General features: G+C 38.0%; 14 protein-coding genes and 1 pseudogene. 10 read left to right on the forward strand and 5 right to left on the reverse strand.

Features of this window, described 5'->3' with window-relative positions; translation table 11 throughout:
• From H592_RS24275 to H592_RS0116945, 6 genes and pseudogenes are all read left to right on the forward strand, one after another.
• Positions 1–287, forward strand: a pseudogene (locus tag H592_RS24275) (ISKra4 family transposase); the annotation flags it as partial.
• Positions 235–3,417: a sensor domain-containing protein gene (locus tag H592_RS23390; RefSeq protein ID WP_084296320.1), complete on the forward strand. Its 3,183-nt coding sequence runs from the start codon at positions 235–237 to the stop codon at positions 3,415–3,417. The pseudogene H592_RS24275 and the gene H592_RS23390, both read left to right, overlap by 53 nt.
• A 510-nt stretch (positions 3,418–3,927) precedes the next feature.
• Positions 3,928–4,896, forward strand: coding sequence for a 23S rRNA pseudouridine(2604) synthase RluF (gene rluF / locus H592_RS22640; protein WP_037072055.1), 969 nt, complete (start codon positions 3,928–3,930; stop codon positions 4,894–4,896).
• On the forward strand, positions 4,893–5,975 hold the full coding sequence (gene thiL, locus H592_RS0116935; RefSeq protein WP_028869816.1) for a thiamine-phosphate kinase: 1,083 nt from the start codon (positions 4,893–4,895) through the stop codon (positions 5,973–5,975). The genes rluF and thiL overlap by 4 nt, the downstream gene beginning before the upstream one ends.
• Positions 5,976–5,987: 12 nt before the next feature.
• Entirely contained in the window at positions 5,988–6,509 is a 522-nt protein-coding gene (locus H592_RS0116940) for a phosphatidylglycerophosphatase A family protein (RefSeq protein ID WP_028869817.1), read from the forward strand.
• Positions 6,510–6,528: 19 nt separating this feature from the next.
• A complete protein-coding gene (locus H592_RS0116945; protein WP_028869818.1) occupies positions 6,529–8,067 on the forward strand; it encodes an ABC transporter substrate-binding protein in 1,539 nt (512 codons plus the stop codon).
• Positions 8,068–8,162: 95 nt separating this feature from the next.
• On the opposite strand, the gene dxs is transcribed toward H592_RS0116945, so the two are convergent.
• The 3 genes from dxs to xseB are packed head-to-tail and all read right to left on the reverse strand — an operon-like array spanning position 8,163 to position 11,158.
• Positions 8,163–10,022, reverse strand: a complete 1,860-nt coding sequence (dxs, locus tag H592_RS0116950; RefSeq protein ID WP_028869819.1) for a 1-deoxy-D-xylulose-5-phosphate synthase — start codon at positions 10,020–10,022, stop codon at positions 8,163–8,165.
• Between the two features lie 2 nt (positions 10,023–10,024).
• Positions 10,025–10,915, reverse strand: a complete 891-nt coding sequence (ispA, locus tag H592_RS0116955; RefSeq protein WP_028869820.1) for a (2E,6E)-farnesyl diphosphate synthase — start codon at positions 10,913–10,915, stop codon at positions 10,025–10,027.
• 9 nt (positions 10,916–10,924) lie between these two features.
• Positions 10,925–11,158 (reverse strand): exodeoxyribonuclease VII small subunit, encoded by a 234-nt coding sequence (gene xseB / locus H592_RS0116960; RefSeq protein ID WP_028869821.1) that lies wholly within the window; start codon positions 11,156–11,158, stop codon positions 10,925–10,927.
• Between the two features lie 219 nt (positions 11,159–11,377).
• Here xseB and pomA point away from each other — a divergent pair, with 219 nt between their 5' ends.
• The 4 genes from pomA (at position 11,378) to H592_RS22645 (ending at position 15,683) form a co-directional block, all read left to right on the forward strand.
• Positions 11,378–12,148 (forward strand): flagellar motor protein PomA, encoded by a 771-nt coding sequence (pomA, locus tag H592_RS0116965; protein WP_028869822.1) that lies wholly within the window; start codon positions 11,378–11,380, stop codon positions 12,146–12,148.
• A 2-nt stretch (positions 12,149–12,150) separates the two neighbouring features.
• Positions 12,151–13,152, forward strand: coding sequence for a flagellar motor protein MotB (locus H592_RS0116970; RefSeq protein WP_037072056.1), 1,002 nt, complete (start codon positions 12,151–12,153; stop codon positions 13,150–13,152).
• A 386-nt stretch (positions 13,153–13,538) separates the two neighbouring features.
• The gene (locus H592_RS24710) at positions 13,539–14,222 is read left to right on the forward strand and encodes a transporter substrate-binding domain-containing protein (protein WP_051369231.1); all 684 of its coding nucleotides are present in this window, start codon (positions 13,539–13,541) and stop codon (positions 14,220–14,222) included.
• A 36-nt stretch (positions 14,223–14,258) separates the two neighbouring features.
• Positions 14,259–15,683 (forward strand): MltF family protein, encoded by a 1,425-nt coding sequence (locus H592_RS22645; protein WP_051369232.1) that lies wholly within the window; start codon positions 14,259–14,261, stop codon positions 15,681–15,683.
• A gap of 93 nt (positions 15,684–15,776) precedes the next feature.
• Here the strand turns inward: H592_RS22645 and H592_RS0116980 are convergent, their stop codons facing one another.
• Both H592_RS0116980 and rnd read right to left on the reverse strand, forming a co-directional pair.
• Positions 15,777–17,120, reverse strand: a complete 1,344-nt coding sequence (locus tag H592_RS0116980) for an AmpG family muropeptide MFS transporter (protein ID WP_037072058.1) — start codon at positions 17,118–17,120, stop codon at positions 15,777–15,779.
• A gap of 139 nt (positions 17,121–17,259) precedes the next feature.
• Positions 17,260–18,369, reverse strand: a complete 1,110-nt coding sequence (rnd, locus tag H592_RS0116985) for a ribonuclease D (RefSeq protein WP_028869825.1) — start codon at positions 18,367–18,369, stop codon at positions 17,260–17,262.
• Positions 18,370–18,623 lie beyond the last annotated feature (254 nt).

The following is an 18,623-nucleotide window of genomic DNA, read 5'->3' on the forward strand; positions in this document are numbered from 1 at the left end:
GGTTAACCAAGCGCGATAATATTAATAAATGTGCAGATTACCTACTCAAAAACAAGCTTCGTTTACAATATGGAGAAGCATTAAAAAAAGGCTACCCTATCGCGAGCGGCGTCATTGAAGGGGCTTGCCGACACCTTATAAATGACAGGTTAGATATTACAGGTGCCCGTTGGAGTTTAAAGGGAGCAGAAGCAATATTGAAATTACGGTCATTAAAATCAAGTGGTGACTTTAATGACTATTGGGTTTTCCACAAAAAGCAATCGAGGCAAAGGATCTATGGATAGCTGTTTTATTGAAAAAAGCGTCGATTCAAAGGAACTACACCCATTTCAATTTGATAGAGCTAGCCAGACCACCAGTATTAACTTTGCTTATCCTGTGATTGATACTAAAACAGATCAGCTTGTTGCAGTGGCCGTTGCTGTAGTATCACTAGAGTGGTGGAGTAAAAAGCTAGAGTCTACGCATTTACCGGTAAATACCGTTGCTTATATCACTGATGTTAATGACAAAATCATTGCTAACTATCCTGAAAATAAAGCTCTCATTGGAAAATCAGCTAAAGATATTCCAAGCTTTAGTAAAATAACATCAGCTGAACAAACCCAAATAAGAAAAGATCAACACGGTTACATGAGAATATTTGTCAATAGAAAACTAAGTTCTGAGATTAATGATCAAGCTGTACGATTTATCGTAGGTATACCTTTTGATCATGAATTAGCGATTATCGACTCAAGATTGTCACGAGTTGTTATATTTCTTGTGGGTTTTATCTTATTGATCACTTTATTTGCAGTCTGGGTAATAAGGGAAAATATTTTAAAGCCGATTAAAGCACTTGAAGTATCCAGTAAACAACTTGAATTAGGTGAAAAAACTGATTTAGATTTTGTTGGAGAAACAAAGGAGCTTATTGATTTACAAAAAAACTTTTCAGCAATGGCCAAAACGAGACTAGAAGCAGAGCAACAACTAAAAAACAGCCAAATATTTTTAAGGGAAAGCGAAGCCAGTTTATCAAGACATTTACGAAATACCCCATTAGGATCAGTAGCATGGGATGTTAATTTTATCTGTACTGAATGGAATGATGCAGCACAAGATATTTTTGGATATTCAGAACAAGAAGCTATTGGTGTAAACATCATTGAATTGGTTGTAATGACTGAATTACGTAATGAGTTTATTACTCATTATGACTCCTTGTTAGCTCACCAAGGAGGAAAGCAATTTAGCATCCCTAATATCACTAAAGACGGTCGCACCATCTATTGCAACTGGTATAACACCTTGATCCTTAATAGTCTCGGGATGGTAACCGGAATGGGTGCTTTTGTAAAAGATATGACGGTTGATAAACATAATCGCGATACATTAAATGAGTTTTTTAAACTGCCGATGAATTTACATCTAATAGTAAGTTTTGATGGTTTGATTCTTAAGGTGAATGCAGGATGGCAGTCGATACTTGGTTTTAGTAGTGAAGATTTATTAAATAGTAATGTTTTCGATTTACTTCACCCTGATGATACCGATAATACAGCATCAGAAATGATGAATTTGGGAGCAGGAGAAAATACTTACTCTTTTGAAAATAGATACATGAATAAACAAGGACAGTATCGTTTAATTATGTGGTCTGCAACCGCATCGGTAGAGCAACAGAAAATTTATGCCGTGGGTGTGGACATCACTGACAGTCGATTAGCTGAAGATAAATTGAAATTGGCAGCGGGTGTATTCACACATGCCAAAGAAGCCATTATTATTACCGATCAAAATAATAATATTATTGAAGTTAATAGTGCTTTTACTCAGTTGACCGGCTACTCGAGCGATGAAGTATTTGGTAAAAAAACGAATATTTTTAAATCAGGACATTATTCAGATGATTTTTACCATGAAATGTGGCAAGCAATTTCTTATCAAGGGTATTGGACTGGAGAAATTTGGAACCGTTGCAAAAATGGCAATATTGTTCCTCATTTATTAACCATCAGTACCGTGTCTGATGATGCAGGTAAAGTGAAAAATTTTATTGCTTTCTATACTGACATTGCTGCGATTAAAGCACATCAAAAGCAGCTTGAGCATATTGCGCATTATGATGTATTAACGAATTTACCTAATCGTAGTTTGCTCGCAGACCGTTTAAAGCAAGCAATGGGCTTATGTAAACGTAATAATTTTTCATTAGCGGTCGTTTTTCTCGATTTAGATAATTTTAAAGCGATTAATGACTTTCATGGACATGATGTTGGCGATAAATTATTAGTTGAAATATCGCAGCGTATGCAAAAAACACTGCGTGATCAGGATACGTTATCTCGTTTCGGTGGCGATGAGTTTGTCGCAGTACTAGTTAACTTAGAGGCGCCGGAAGCCTGTGAGCCTTTATTAGAGAGATTGTTAAAATCAGTTTCTGCACCTGTTGCCATCGATCATTTGACTATCAACGTTTCAGCTAGCGTAGGTGTCACTATTTATCCTCATGATGGCGTTGATGCAGAGCAACTTTTACGTCATGCAGATCAAGCCATGTATAGTGCAAAACAAGAAGGTAAAAACCGTTATCATCTATTTGATATGGCTCAGGATATAGCGTTAAAAAGTTTACATGAGAACTTACTGCGTATTCGTGCTGCTTTGCAAAAACATGAATTTGTTTTGTATTATCAACCTAAAGTGAATATGCGTAGTGGCGAAATGATTGGCGTGGAAGCGTTACTCCGTTGGATGCACCCTGAAAGAGGGTTACTTTCTCCAGATGACTTTTTACAGATTGTTGATCGTCATGAATTGACTATTATTATTGGTGAATGGGTTATTGATAGTGCACTTACACAAATTTCAGATTGGAAAAAAATAGGTCTTCATACCACTATCAGTGTCAATATTGATGCACTGCAGTTGCAACAGAATAACTTTGTTCAACGCTTATCAGAGTTATTGAATGCACACCCAGATGTTGATCCAAGTTCATTACAATTAGAAGTACTAGAAACGAGCGCGCTTGCTGACATCAAGAAGGTTTCAAAAATTATGTCTGATTGCATTAAGCTTGGGGTTGAGTTTGCACTTGATGATTTTGGCACTGGGTATTGCTCTCTTACCTATTTAAAACAGTTGCCAGTGGATGTGATCAAAATAGATCAGACTTTTATTCGTGATATGTTACATGATCCTGATGACCTTTCTATTGTTGAAGGTGTCATGGGTTTATCTAAAGCCTTTAAACGAGAAGTCATTGCCGAAGGGGTGGAAACGTTACAACATGGTGTTGCGTTATTGCATTTAGGCTGTCACTTCGCGCAAGGATTTGGTATCGCAAGACCGATGCCGGCTGCTAAATTACCTTCTTGGGTGAATAGTTGGAGACCAGATAAAACCTGGACACAGGTAAAAAAATGAAGCTAATACTTACCGCTCTAAAAGCTAAGGCTAGGTAAGGCAAGGTATCTAGTTACTTTTTGGCGTTTCTCGGTACGATTGTGTTAATCGCTGTGCATTTCATTTCCGTTAACTTCTCCGTTATGCTTTAATATAGCGTTTTTATATCCATGACACTTCAACATGTAAAGTCAGCAGTAAAACTCGCCCAAAATACTAGGCATAAAGTTACAGATTCGCTTTTTAGTTCGCTAGTCTAGATACCTATTTTACCTAGTAATACTATTTGGCTATTTTATAACACTGTGGTACTTGCAGAGCATATTGGTATTAGCTTTATTGTGTCCGGTTATCTGAATTTAATTACTTGAACTTAGCTACTTGAATTCAGGTACCGCTTCATATTGTAACAATCGAGTTAGGCGATGATTGTTAGTATTGTCTTTGTACTGATATGCAGTTAGCACCAGACCATACTTCTTGAAGTATGATGGGTATATAGTCATAAAATAAATAACATTGGGGTTTACTGTGAGTCAAGATATCGAGAAACGTCTTAATAAATTTATCAGTGATTCGGGGTATTGCTCTCGACGTGAAGCTGATAAATTAATTGAACAAAGCCGCGTTAAAATTAATGGGCAAGTTCCTGAACTTGGCACTAAAGTGCAACCCGGTGATGAAGTTTTTGTTGATGGCAAGCGTATCAATAAAATAGCGACAAATAAATCTGATCGTATTTATATTGCTTATAATAAACCGATTGGCATTACCTGTACCACTGAACGAAATGTGTACGGAAATATCATCGATGCAGTCAAGCATAAAGAGCGTATCTTCCCCATTGGTCGTTTAGATAAACCCTCTGAAGGGCTGATTTTTTTAACCAGTGATGGCGATATTGTTAATAAAATATTACGTGCAGAAAATGCTCATGATAAAGAATACCGTGTCACAGTGGATACCCCATTAAGTGAACGCTTTGTTGACAGGATGCAACGCGGTGTGCCAATTTTAGATACGATCACTAAACCGTGTATTGTGAAAGTTGAAAGTCGTTTTGTATTTACTATTATTCTGACGCAAGGTTTAAATCGCCAGATACGCCGTATGTGTGAGTATTTAGGATATGAAGTGACACGTCTGCAAAGAACGCGGATCATGAACGTCACACTTCATAATTTAAAAGCGGGTCAATGGCGTAATTTATCAGCTCAGGAAATGGCTGACATTAATGCAGCTGTGGCTGGCTCTTCAAAGACAGCTATCAATACTGCTTTGCCTAAATCTCAACAATCAAGCGATCATGCAAACAGTGCCAAGTTGTCTCGTCAGAATCAAAGTAACGACAGCAGCCCATATTATGGGAAAGGTGAAAAAACAGATTTTAAATCAACGCCTAAAGCGAAAAAAGTATTTGTGAATAAAAATGTAAAAACGACTTCTACATCAAAAAATAATCCAACGACTAAACCTAAATTGTCATTAAAAAGAAAATGAGTAAGGGCGAGTTTGACATTATTTCACGTTATTTCCAGCGTAAGGCAGATCTATCACAGGATGTGGTGATTGGCATTGGAGATGATTGTGCGATTTTAGATATCGCTAATGGTTATCAACTTGCCGTTACTACTGATAGTTTAGTCAGTGGTGTACACTTCTTTGAAAATGTAGAACCCTACCGTCTAGGCTATAAATCATTGGCGGTTAACTTAAGTGATCTCGCCGCGATGGGGGCGAGTGCGAAGTGGGTCTCACTAGCGATTACTTTACCGAGCATAAATGAGCCTTGGTTGGCTGAATTCTGTCGCGGTTTTTTTGCGTTAGCAGATAAGTATAATGTGCAATTAATTGGTGGTGATACGACTAAGGGGCCTTTATCAATAACAGTCTCGGCAAAAGGTATCATAAAATCAGGACAAGCATTAACCCGTAAACAAGCTCAAGCAGGTGATATTATTTGTGTGAGTGGCTGTTTAGGAGATGGGGCGCTAGGATTAGCTGTAAAATTGCAACAGCTGCAATCAGACAATCAGCATCCGACCTTATCACTCCATAACCCACAAGCGTTTATCGATGCCTTAGAACTTACCGAGCCAAGGTTAGATATGGGCGAGTTATTGGTAGGGAACGCCTCGAGTTGCATCGATATTTCTGACGGATTGAATCAAGATTTATCGCATATTTTAAAGCAATCGCAATGTAGCGCTGAAATATGGTTACAGGATTTACCTTTCTCTAATGCGATGATTGGAGAAATTAAATCAGGCACTATCACGCTTTCACAGGCATGGCAGTTTGCTGTTAATGGTGGTGATGACTATGAGTTATTGTTTACCATTTCTCCTCATAAACTCGCTTTACTAAAAGAGCAGTTGGCAATTGAGAATGACGTATCATCTTTATTGTGTTTTGAAATTGGTAAAATCAACGCAATGACAGCGACTACTGATGCCGTTGTTGATTCATCTACTAACTTATCTACTAACTTGCCTAGACATAAACAACCAGAAATCATTTTTACTCATCATGACCAGCTTGTTACATTAGACAATAGTAGCTGGGATCATTTTAAATAAGGTCGCACATACATGTTAAATCGAGATGATTTGAAAGGTTTAAAGCTTTCTAACCCAATACACCTTGCTGCTGTTGGCTTTGGTAGTGGATTAGCACCTAAAGCGCCAGGAACATTTGGTACTTTAGCAGCGGTTCCCCTATTTTATTTATTAGCGATGCTGAGTATTGAATATTATCTAGCGGTATTAGTGATCACCAGTTTTGCTGGGTTTTGGTTTTGTCACGTGACCAGCGAAGCAATGGGCGTGCATGATCATAAAGCGATTGTCTGGGATGAGTTTGTAGGTTATTGGATCACCATGCTGCCGCTTTTATTGGTTTACCCAGAGATTAAAAATGGCATGGCTATTCCCTTTGTTTGGGTGTGCATTGGTTTTCTATTATTTCGTTTTTTTGATGTATTAAAACCTTTTCCAATTAGTTGGTTAGATAAAAAAGTAGAGGGTGGTTTCGGGATCATGATCGACGATATTGTGGCTGGTATCTTTGCTGCGATAGGTTTATTCTTGCTCATCCAATTCTATTCTTTATAAGCAATTGTCAGAGGTAAATATGCGTTTACGTTGGTTTTTTATTACTTCAATATTTTACGCTGTTGGTTGTTTCGCACAAAATCCAAATGTATTTAATCCTCAAGCGATTACCGTTGCCGTTGATAAAATACCCACCTCATTTAATCCCTTTGCAGATCAAAAATTAATCGAAGAACAATTTAAGCACCTATTATTTGATCCACTGTTTCGTTGGGATCAGCAGCAACAGTTGGAAGCTCGCTTAGTTAAAAATTGGAAAAGAATTAATAACAAAACAATTCGTTTTTATTTACGTAAAAATGTCCATTTCCATTCTGGTAATATATTGACAGCAAAAGATGTTATTTGGTCTTTTGAGCAGGCAAAAAATAATGCTAAGTTACGATTTTTTAATAAAATAGAGACCATAACGTCCAATGATAGTAATAGCTTCGATATTCGTTCTGAATTGAGTGAAATTCAGTTATTGGATGATTTAACTAATTTGTTTGTTTTAGACTCAGCCTTTTATCAAAGTAATAAAAGATTATTAGATACGCCACCTTCAATCATTTTGCCGCCTATTACCCAGTTGACTATGTCTGGTACTGGCCCGTATTTAGTACAAAAATATAATCCTGTGCTAGGGGTGTTAGTGATTGCAAACAATAACTATTGGGAAGGGGCGTTACCTACCAAATTCTTTCGTTTTATGCGTGTTAATAAACCACAATCGCGTTTGTTTGCACTCTTAGCAAATGATGTACAAGTCAGTTATGCTATTCCTAATAAGTTTATCAATGACCTTGCTGAAAACACCGCTACACGACTAGTACAAGTACCCTCATCAAATGCCATATTTCTTGCTATTAATGATCAGTTGTCACCTATATTAAGTGATAAAAAAGTACGTGAGGCAATCCATATGGCCATTAATCAACCGGGTATGTTGAAATACATTCTAAAAGATAATGGCCAAATTCAACCTTCCGTGATGGCCTTTACCGATAATAGCCTGGTACAGAAAGAAGATAAAAATACGCTGTTAATGCCTGAGTACAATTTAGAAAAAGCAAAAAAAATATTACAGGTACAACCTTTACCTAAGCAGATGTCATTATTAGTTATGCTGGATGATGTTGGCAATACAAGCAAGGTTGCTGATGCATTAACACATATGCTAGATAAAATTGGCGTCAATCTTGTGGTACAAGAGGTAAGCTCTCAGGACGTTTGGGATAATACTAACCTTTATTACGATTTTGCTCTCTCTAGTTGGCAGACAAATTTGATGAGTAAAGATAATATTTATGAGGACTTATTTAAGAATAGCTTTTTAACGGGTTACCTAGAAAATAAATTTAAACAAAAAAAGATTGCTGAAAACTTTCAATCTCAGACGAGCTACTTTCAAAAATTGCAACAAGATAACTGGATTTTCCCACTATTTTACCAAGATAAAATTTGGGCTCAAAACAATCAGTTTAACCTACAAGATATTTTTTCAAGTAATGGTATTCCCTACTGGTCTCTGTTTAAAGTTAACAAAGATAGTACGCTATTAAATCAGGACGGCTAAACGAACAACAGGCCTTAAGGTCTGTTGTTCGTATGTACAAGAGGTTTAAGAGCAATAAGCTAAAAGGTATAAACGCTAGAAACTAACAGATACGGTTAGTTAAAAAATGCATCAATTTGTTCTGCAATACCTTCACTGTCTAGTTGTAACATATGATAAATTTCCGCCTGCGTACCTTGTTCTACAAATGAATCAGGTAGTCCTAAATGTAAAACTTTGCCTGTATATTGTTGTGACATTAAGAATTCACTCACCGCAGAGCCTGCACCACCTAAGATACTATTTTCTTCAACAGTGACTATTTGCGAATGTGTTTGTGCGAGCTTGATTAATAATGATTGGTCTAAAGGTTTAACAAAACGCATATCGATTATCGTTGCATTTAACTCCTCTGCGACGGGAATTGCTGCTTGTAAAAAGGTGCCAAAACATAAGATAGCTGTTTTTTGACCTTCAGCAATCACCTTGGCTTTGCCTATTTCTAGCACTGTCATGCTGTTATCAACTTCAACACCTGTTCCACTGCCTCTCGGATAGCGAACTGCGGCAGGTGTATTAAGTAAATGGCCTGTATATAACATGTTCCGACATTCCTGTTCATCAGAAGGGGTCATCACGGTCATATTAGGTATGCAACGTAAAAAACTTAGGTCATAAGCTCCTTGGTGTGTCGGGCCATCAGCGCCAACAATTCCCGCTCTATCAATGGCAAACAACACACCAAGATTTTGAATAGCAACATCATGTATCACTTGGTCATAGGCGCGTTGTAAAAAGCTGGAATAGATAGCAACAATCGGATTTAAATCAGCAATAGCCATACCAGCTGCCAAGGTAACAGCATGCTGCTCTGCAATAGCAACATCATAGTATTTGTCTGGGTGACGTTTAGAAAACTCAACCATCCCAGAACCTTCACGCATTGCTGGGGTAATAGCGGTTAGTTTTTCGTCTTGATCGGCCATGTCATTTAACCACTGACCAAATATTTTAGAAAAAGTAGGTGCGCAGGGTTTAGGCACTGGCAAAGCTTCATCGGGGGTGAATTTTGGCACAGCATGATAAGTAATAGGATCTAACTCTGCTTGTTTATAACCTTTACCTTTTTTAGTCATTACGTGTAAAAATTGCGGTCCTGCATGGGAGCGCATATTACGTAACGTATCCACTAGGTCGATCACATTATGGCCATCCATTGGACCAATATAATTGAAGCCAAATTCTTCAAAAATAGTCGCAGGAGAAACCATGCCTTTTAAATGTTCTTCGGTTTTTTTTGCTAGCTCTTTAATCGGAGGTACAGTGGACAGCACTTTTTTGCCCCCTTCACGTAGCTGAGTATATAAATCACCGGATAATATTTTTGCCAAATGATTATTTAATGCACCCACATTTTCAGAAATAGACATTTCATTGTCATTAAGTACTACCAACATATCGTTGTGTAATGCACCTGCATGGTTTAATGCCTCAAAAGCCATACCGGCAGTAATAGCACCATCACCAATCACAGCGACTACTTTACGATTTTTTTGTTCTTTACCCGCGGCAATAGCGAGCCCTAGGGCAGCGCCAATTGATGTCGAAGAATGGCCTACACTAAGCACATCGTATTCACTTTCTTCACGCCAAGGGAAAGGGTGTAAGCCTTTAAACTGTCGAATGCTATCCATTTGGTCGCGACGACCGGTTAAAATTTTATGCGGATAGGCTTGATGCCCAACATCCCAAACCAGATGATCAAAAGGCGTGTGATAAACATAATGCAAAGCAACAGTAAGCTCTACGACACCTAATCCTGAGGCAAGGTGGCCACTGGTTTGACTAACACTGGTCAACAAAAAACGACGTAGCTCTTCGCAAAATGCAGGGAGCTGCTGTTTTTTTAATAAACGCAGGTCTTCTGGGTAATTAATGTTAGCGAGCAACGGGTAATTTTTTAAATCCAATGGCATATTTATTTATCGCGTTTGATGATGTAATGAGAAAACAACTCGAGTAACTGCGTATTATAAGGCAATTGTGATAAAGCATGAAGCGCTTCTTGATATAAGTCTTGAGCTTTTTGTTGTGCACCTTGCAAACCAAGCAAAGCAGGGTATGTTGATTTATGTAACTGTTGGTCAGAACCCTGAGGTTTGCCTAGAGTTTCGGTATCGCTGATGATATCTAAAATATCATCCTGTACTTGAAACGCTAAACCGATCGCGGTCGCAAATTTTGTTAAGAGCAAAAATTCAGCGTCATCGATGTCTATTTTGCTTAACGCGCCCATTTGTACCGCTGCGATAATTAATGCGCCTGTTTTTGCATTATGAATCATTTCTAAATCAGTTAATGAAATCGCTGTATTTTCTGCCGCAATATCTAACACTTGGCCTGCACACATGCCTTTTTCGCCAGCAGCTTTTGCCAAAATATTAAGTATTTTTAATTGCGATTGTGCTGGTAATGCAGGTATTTCATTAGATAAAATTTCAAATGCTAATGTTTGTAACGCATCACCCGCTAAGATAGCCGTTGCTTCATCATATTTGATATGGCAGGTAACATTACCGCGACGCAGTGCATCATCATCCATGGCAGGTAAATCATCATGAATTAAAGAGTAAGCATGGATACATTCAATTGATGCTGCAATCGGGTCAAGTGTCTCTAATTTACTGCCAAGCATTTGCCCTACTGCATAAACTAAAAATGGTCTAACACGCTTTCCTCCTAACAAGGCACCATAGGCCATCGCCTCATTTAATGTTTTTGAATAAGAAGCGGGATGATTAATATATTGCTCAAGCTGATCGTTTACACGTGCTTGAAGTTGCTGCATGGTAGAAATTAATAGTGTCATGTAAGCTGCTTATTCTTCAAATTTTTGCAAAGGTGCTTGTGCATCATTTTGCATTAAAATACTAACTTGTTGTTGTGCATGTTGTAATTTTTGGCTATTACTACGGGCGAGAGAAATACCTCGTTCGAATTGTTTTAATGCATCTTCCAAAGGTAAATCACCTTGCTCTAGATGCTGTACTATTTGTTCAAGCTCAGTAATTGCTTCTTCATATTGCATATTTTCAGGTTTTTTTAGGGCCATGGGGCATCTCTTTTGAATATTTTGTGCAAGATTACCGTGACTGTTAAGGATGTCAAACTAAGGGCTAAAAATAATTCCCAAACAGTGAAGTTGTTAGCTGTTTAAATACTTATGTAAAATGTTGTTTTAAATAAAATATCTTTGACTGCAAACTAACCAGAAATGGCTATACTATCATCTTAGTAATGTTTAACTATTAAAATTGAAAAGGATTAATCTGTGGATTTAGCAACTCTAGTTGGAATAATAGGCGCCTTCGGCTTTGTTATCATGGCGATGTTGATGGGGGGGACCATTGATATGTTTATTGATATGACCTCTATTTTGATAGTTTTTGGCGGTACCGCTTTTGTTGTAATGATGAAATATAATATGGGGCAATTCTTTGGGGCAATTAAAATTGCCATGAAAGCCTTTATGTTCAAAATAGATCCTGCAGAAGAATTAATTGTAAAAGTAGTTGAGATGGCTGACGCGGCGCGTAAAGGTGGATTTTTGGCATTAGAAGAAGCCCAAATTAGCAATCCGTTTATGCAAAAAGGTGTCGATATGCTGGTGGATGGCCATGATGCAGACGTGGTACGTAGTACACTGCAAAATGATATTCGATTAACTGCAGAACGTCATGAAGTTGGCGCAGAGATTTTCAAGAACTTTGGTGATGTTGCGCCTGCGATGGGCATGATAGGTACACTAGTGGGACTCGTTGCCATGCTTTCTAACATGGATGACCCTAAATCTATTGGCCCTGCGATGGCCGTCGCATTATTAACCACTTTGTATGGTGCGGTTGTCGCCAATATGGTCGCCTTGCCTATTTCAGATAAATTAAAACTAAGAGCCGCGGAAGAGAAATTGAATCGTAGTCTTATTCTAGACGGCGTCTTAGGTATTCAAGACGGTCAAAACCCACGTGTTATTGAAGGCATGTTACGAAACTATTTACCTGAATCTAAGCGGGGTAGTGGTGCTGCTGGTGAAGGAGCTTAATAATGGAAGAAGAATGTAAATGTCCCCCTGAGGGGTTACCAGCCTGGATGGGAACCTTTGCCGATTTGATGTCATTACTTATGTGCTTCTTTGTTTTACTTTTATCATTTTCTGAAATGGATGTTGCTAAATTTAAACAAATCGCAGGATCAATGGAGTTTGCTTTTGGGGTTCAAAACAGACTGGAAATAAAAGATATCCCTAAAGGTACATCTGTGATCGCTCAGGAGTTCAGTCCAGGAAGACCTGACCCTACACCAATCGAAGTGATTATGCAGAATACTATTGATATTACTAAAACAAATTTAGATTTTGAAGAGGGTGAAAGTAGCCGTTCAGGAGGAGATGCCAATGTACCTGCGCAAGAGACCGCAGTTGAAGTTAATGAAGATACTAACGAAGAGGTTTCTAAGGAACAACAGGATACCTCGGTAGGAGCGCAAGGGGATGATGAAAGTGATGCCTCTTCAACAGAGACATCATCGCAGCAAGCGGATAGTGAAGTACCTGCTCCTGAAGTGGCTGCACAGCAAGCTTTAGCTAAAAAAGTAGCAGAAAACTTAAAAGAAGAAATTGTTGATGGTGCAATAGAAATCGAGTCTTTAGGACAACAGTTAATTATACGATTAAGAGAAAAAGGATCTTTTCCTGCTGGTTCTGCATTTTTACAGCCTCGCTTTAGGCCTGTAATAGCAAAAGTGGCGAAAATATTAGTGGATGTACCCGGAGTATTGACTATTTCTGGTCATACGGATAATGAACCAATACAGTCGGAATTATATCGCTCTAATTGGGACTTATCTGCGCAACGTGCAGTATCTGTAGCACATGAAATGCTTAAAGTTGACGGCATTCAAGATAAAAAAATGCAGGTGGTTGGGTATGCAAACAGTAAACCGCTCACTCTGGGTAATACTATTACCGAGCAACGTCGCAATCGCCGGGTTGAAATTACCATTATGCAAGGTGAAGCTGCTGAAAGTGATGAGATTGCTACTGAATAATAAGTGCTAAAAATTACCTATCATCCATTAGTTCAAAGTGGACTAATGGATGGCCGCTAAAATTTTTGCTCTAAGACATGTTATAGAACAATCAAAATTGGTATCTATTATAAGGGAGTTAGTTTTAGTCAGTGATACTGTAATTGCCACGATTTAGGTTCTTTGTAGATTAAAATAATCAGTGCGAGATAAATAGAAATAGCGACAAACTATCTCTTGGTTGTCTTATTGAATGTAAAGCCCTCAAGGAAGGTATATTGCATTTTATTATTATTTAAATGTTGAGATCAAAGGAGGACAGGCTCGATTATTGTGAATAAACTTAATGCGCTAAAGCTGTTGTGCATATAAATGAATTTTTATAATCATTGAAGGAACACTAGCCTATGAGTCAGGGTCAAAATAAACGTAACACTTTATTTTTATTATCAAAAATTGTGTGTTTGGTGCTGATGTTGATAGCGAGTTTTTTTCTTTTAAAGCATTATTTTTTCAACCAAAAACCTACTTTGACCGTGTTAACATGGGTTGGTGGTGAAACTTATTTACCACGCGCTGGTCATCCTCAAGACCTCGAATTACAATACCTACAGCAATTCTCTGTACAGCAAAACCTCCAGTTTAAACAAATTAAGGTGACCAAATTTGATCAACTATTTAGCAAATTAATTGCAGGTGAAGGGGATGTGATCGCAGCGAACTTAACTATCACCACGGCACGTAAAAAACGCGTTAATTTTAGTGATGCTTTTATTCAAAGTAATGAGTACTTCATTATGGGCAAGCATTCACCTCCACTGAAAAAAGGGAGTGCATTAAATGGGCGAGAAGTGGTCATCCAAAAAGGTAAAAGCTACCAAACAACCGCGCTAGGACTGCAGAAAATATACCCTAAGATGCGTATTCGTTATATTGATAATAGTATTAGTACCGAACTTTTATACGATCGACTTGCGAGTGGGGAATATGACCTTGCGATACAAGATGCAAACCTGATCGCCTCCGCTTTAGCCTATCGGGATGATATTAAAAAAAGTATTCAAGCAAGTGGCAAGCGTGATATAGCATGAGCGGTTAATATTGAAAATGAATACTTATTAACACAATTGAATGCTTTCATTGATTCGCAGCAGTTAGTATCTGAGTTGCTAAAAACAGCACATTCCTCATCGAATTCAACAACAGGTAATACTTCAAGTACTAAAGTTGTGCCTTCATCAACTATCAAAAAATCCAATCTCACACAGTGGCAAACGATACAAGCTAAGGGCAGAGTGCGCTTTGTCTTAAGAAATAATCTTTCATCTTATTATATTTGGCGGGGTGAATTATTAGGGTTTCATTATGAATTAGCGAAGCGCTTTGCTAAAGAAAATAAATTGCGTTACGAGATTATAGTTGCTCCAGATAACGTGGCATTGCTAGATTACTTAATTGACGATAAGGCAGATATTGCATTAGGTTTTTTAACTCCGACCGAGGCAAGAAGAGCGAAGGGGATCGGTTTTTCTCGCCCTTATCATTATGCTTCTGAGTTGGTGGTTGGGCAATCCGGTGTCACAGGAATAGAAACACCTCAAGATCTCAAAGGCCATAAAATTTACACACGCTCTTCAAGTGCATACTGGAGTACTTCATTGCAGCTGCAAAAAACAGTGCCGAGTGTTAAATTGATTGCAGTTCCTGAGAATATGGAAACGGAATCAATTATTGAAGCGGTGGCGGATAAAAAGTATGACATGACTATAGCCGACAGTCATATTGTTGATTTAGAGCTAACCTTCCGTGATGATATTCAATCCTTTATGGCGTTAGGAGAGCCTAAGGCACAAAGTTGGGGGATCAAAGCGGGTAATCAAGCGTTATTAAAAGAGATCAATATTTTTATCAAAAAACATTATAAAGGATTGTTTTATAATGTAATTTATAATAAATACTTTAAAAACAAAAAACGCTTAGATCAGCAATACAAAGGTTATGTGGCTGAAATAGAGTCAGGTGTTATGTCTCCTTTTGATGACTTAGTGAAAAAACATGCTAAGAAGTATGGGTTTGATTGGCGTTTATTGGTCGCGCAAATGCATCAAGAAAGCCGCTTTGATCCCAATGCAAAGTCTTTATCGGGGGCACAAGGGTTATTCCAAGTCATGCCACGTACTGCTGAGCAATTGGGGATCCAAGATATGCATGATCCTGAGCAGGGTATTGAAGCCGGCATTCGTTATATGGATTGGGTAAGAGAGCGAATGCAAGCAGATAAGATCCCTAAATCAGAGTTAACCTGGTTTACATTAGCCTCATATAATGCAGGTGCAGGGCATGTTCGAGATGCTATTCGCTTAGCGAGGAAAAAAGGTTGGCAAGATGATCGTTGGTTTAATCATGTTGAAAAAGCTATGCTACTTTTATCACAACCTAAGTATGCAGCCAAAGCGCGTTATGGGTATGTTCGAGGACAAGAGCCCGTGACTTATGTGCGTGAAATAAAACGGCGATATGATACTTATTTGAATATTTCAAATCATCAATAATAGAATGTAATATTTAACGTTACATTGGTTATAGTCACATTGGTTATAGTTGAATTGGCCATAGTTACATTGGTCATAGTTAAATCGATTGGCTTATTCTTCGATGATTTTTTTTAACAGTATAATTAAACCAAGCACAGGAACACCTATTAAGGCGGATCCGACAAAGAAGTTAACATAACCAAAACTATCTACATAGACGCCAGAAAAACCGGCAATAAATTTCGGAAATAACAGCATCATTGAACTAAATAATGCGTACTGAGTAGCAGAAAATTCAATATTGGTTAGTTTAGAAATATAAGTGATAAAGGCTGTGGTCGCAATACCTGCACTGATATTGTCCATCGAGATGATCAGAGTTAATAACGTTAAATCTTTTCCTACAAAGGCTAAAATAGCAAATATAAAGTTAGTCACGACAACCAAAAATGCACCCAAAAATAGGATCGTGTAGGTGCTATAGCGTGTTAATAATATGCCGCCCAATCCTGCGCCAAGCAGGGTCATGATTACCCCAAATACCTTAGAAATGGCAGCTACTTCCCCTTTGCTATAGCCCATATCAACATAAAAAGGGTTAGCCATAATACCCATTACAATATCAGAAATACGATAGCTACCTATCAGTAATAATATTAATAAAGCATGCTTGCCATAGCGTGTAAAAAAGTCTGAAAAAGGCGCAACAATGGCGATTTCTAACCATGCCATAAAACGTGCAATAGGGGTTAAATGTATTTTTGTATGTGGCTGTAAAGCTCTTTCATATTCCGGTTCTTGGGCAATAAATGTGGTAATAATACCTACACTCATACAAGCTGCCATTACAAAGTATGATGTTGACCAGGCCGATAATTGGTAAGCCTGTGAGTCACTGACTAATGCTGCAATAGCTAAAGAACCGGCTCCGGCCATGATCATTGCGAGTCGGTATCCGGTCATGTAGGCCGCTGCCATTGCCGCTTGAAACTTCTCGGGAGCAGATTCGATACGGAACGCGTCAATGACGATATCCTGTGTCGCTGAACTGTAAGCAACGACTAAAGCACAAATAGCGAATAAGGTGAGATTTTGTTGAGGATCGCTCATTGCCATGCCAATAATTGCAACGGTAATGGCTAGTTGAGATAGCAATAACCATGAGCGTCGTCGCCCAAGCCAAGTGGTTAACAATGGAATAGATAAACGGTCCACAAACGGTGACCAGATCCATTTAAAAGCGTAAGCCAAGGCTATCCAGCTAAAGAAGCCAATGCTAGCCCGACTTACTCCCGCTTCTCGTAACCAAAATGATAAAGTGGAAAAAACTAATAAAATTGGAAGGCCTGCGGAGAAACCAAGAAAAAATAATATAGCAACTCGCTTTTGTAGATAAATTTTGCTGCTTTCTAACCATGTTGGTTTATCGGTGGGCGATGTTTTTTTTATTATCATTTATTACCCTAGTTACGTATTAATCGATATGCATCAGATGCACAAAAGAAATTAATATAAGACTGTTGGCTAACCGTCTAGATGAATTAGACGGTTTTTAGATTCGGTTATCTTATTCGCTGATCAAAATCAGCCAATGTTAATAGTTAAATTGATGCCCGATCAGCTCAAATCGCCATCCGCTTAACAGTTTTGGTTTGGTCGCTGTTAAACGCTGTTGATCAGTTAATTTCCAAGACCAACTTAAATACTCATTAATGACACGTTTAGAGGCAATTAATTCAACTGGTAGCTCATATTTTTCTGCGCAGGCTTTGATTTTATCGCGCATCTCTTTTAAGGTTTTTTTGTATTCAGGAAAATCAATTAAACGAGAAATGAGGGGCGGATAGGTTTCTGGATCTTGTGCGGACACTTCTGCGATAACCGATAAAATATTTTGTCCGTGAATACGAATTTCATTGGGTAATAAATTTAAGCGTTTTAAATCATTGATTGAAGCTGGCTGATAATAAGCTAATAACCATAAATGCTCAGCTTTCACTACAAAGTTAAGCGCCAGATTACGCGCTTGTGCAGTTTGTAATCGCCATTTCGCCAACGCTTTAATGATGGCTAAGCTGTGTCTATCTAACTTAAATAGATTATCTAAAGATTTATAAGCTTTATCCGGGTCAATTGGTTTCATTTTTTGATCTAAAATCATTTGGCATTCTTGTTCAAAAAAATCGGTCATTTTCTTTTCTGCAAGCTGCGCCTGTAAAACAACTAAACTCGGTTCAAGGTACAACACATCGGCGGCGGCGTAATGTTGTTGCTTTTGGGTTAATGGTCGTGCACACCAATCGGTACGAGACTCACCTTTATCTAACACTGCACCATCTATTAATTCGACCATTTTGGCATAACCTAATGACGCGCCGTGATTCAAAAATGCACAGGCTACCTGTGTATCAAACAACTTAATATTTAGGTCACCCTTTTGTTGCCTGATAATTTCTAAATCTTCACTACTGGCATGTAAAATACAGGCTTTGTTATCTATCGCCTGCCAAAAAGCACTAATATCTCCGATCGAGATAGGATCGATTAATACGATCTTTTCATTTTGTGATACTTGTAATAGACCTAAATTGGCATAAAAAGTACGGGTACGGACGAATTCAGTGTCTAAAGAAATAGGAGAGTTATCTAATGTGGCAATATACTCAGATAATTGTGTCAGTGTAGTGATGAGTTCAAATTGCATCAACGGTAAGCCTAATAGAGAGTTAATATGCCGCTATATTACGGAGTTTGTTATCTTTTTTCTATTGAAATATTGATTATATAATTTTCATTTGCTTTAATTTTGGTGCATAAAATGTATTAATTAGTGCATAAATATCTAATTGCTGCAGATAAAGTGAGGTCACTATATTGTAGGATTGACCTTGATCAATTAGAATGAGGCTTTACAAATGCGCCGCGATCTGCTTATTGATAATCATTCGTATTATCTAA

It is taken from the genome of Psychromonas arctica DSM 14288 (assembly GCF_000482725.1).
Classification (GTDB): domain Bacteria; phylum Pseudomonadota; class Gammaproteobacteria; order Enterobacterales; family Psychromonadaceae; genus Psychromonas; species Psychromonas arctica.